The following is a 1051-nucleotide window of genomic DNA, read 5'->3' as shown; positions in this document are numbered from 1 at the left end:
GCTATGTTCTAAATTGAAGTGCACCACTATAGTTCAAGTTAGCTATTTTGGAGGTGCAAAATGGGTCAAAAATACTGTCATTTGAGTCATCAAGAGCGGAAGCTTATTTTTAATTGGTCTCACTATCAGGATAAAACGATACGTGAAATTGCACGTTTACTAAATCGCTCTCATTCCACTATTAGTAGAGAGCTCAAAAGGAATATCTATGACTATTACGTGCCAACATACTATCCAAATCCAGCTCATGATATGTACAAGGCCAGGATGAGTAAGCGTGCTCAACGTGAAAAGCTGAAGACTTCTGAGACACGGCTGTATGTGTTAGATAAGCTCAGGAAAGGCTGGTCCCCTCAGATTATATCAGGACGTCTCAAGCTTACTAATGAAGCTCCCTATGTGTGCCATGAATCAATCTATCAGTTCGTTTACAGTTCGCCTCCTGAACTCATAGCGTGCTTGGCTAGAAAACACAAAAAGCGCAGAAAAAAGTATCCATCACGTCGATATAGCAAAAAATGCTCAATGAAAACAAGCATCCTGGAACGGCCCACATTTATAAATGAGCGCTCCCAATTAGGCCACTGGGAGAGCGATTCCGTAGTATCTAAGCACAAGAAATCGGCACTGAATGTCATCATAGAAAGAGCAACACGGCTAGTGCATATAACCAAGCTAAGCTCCAAGAGTGCATTAGTAACAAGCAATGCAATAATAAAACGCCTAAGTTCACACCCCGCAGGATTTGTTCAATCGATTACTTATGATAATGGGTCTGAAAATGCTCAGCACATAAAGGTAAACGGGACATTGCAGTGTGATTCTTACTTTTGCCAGCCCTACCATAGTTGGGAAAAAGGAGCTGTTGAGCAGATAAATAGCCTAATTCGAAGGTATCTGCCAAAAGGTACTGATTTCTCAACTGTAACCAACAAACAGATTCAAGAAATAGAGCATAATTTAAACTCAAGGCCCAGGAGGTGCCTTGATTACAAAACTCCATTTGAAATCTATAATGAAAAAGTTGGTGCACTTCCAAGTTGAACCTGCC

The 1051-nt window shown here is 40.8% G+C and carries 1 protein-coding gene; it reads left to right on the top strand.

The window, feature by feature from the left end:
• Positions 1 to 60: 60 nt before the first annotated feature.
• Complete coding sequence (locus NH568_RS23875) at positions 61 to 1044, top strand: IS30 family transposase (protein WP_054016738.1); 984 nt, start codon at positions 61 to 63, stop codon at positions 1042 to 1044.
• Positions 1045 to 1051: the final 7 nt, after the last annotated feature.

The sequence above is a fragment of the Pseudoalteromonas sp. XMcav2-N genome, from assembly GCF_024124545.1.
GTDB lineage: Bacteria > Pseudomonadota > Gammaproteobacteria > Enterobacterales > Alteromonadaceae > Pseudoalteromonas.
The sequence above is the reverse complement of the archived record's forward strand: the minus strand, read 5'-3'. Positions and strand labels throughout refer to the sequence as shown.

What these genes read in the sequence shown, in the direction of transcription:
- NH568_RS23875 (WP_054016738.1), top strand. Translation starts at nt 61, where the DNA reads ATGGGTCAAAAATACTGTCATTTGAGTCATCAAGAGCGGAAGCTTATT.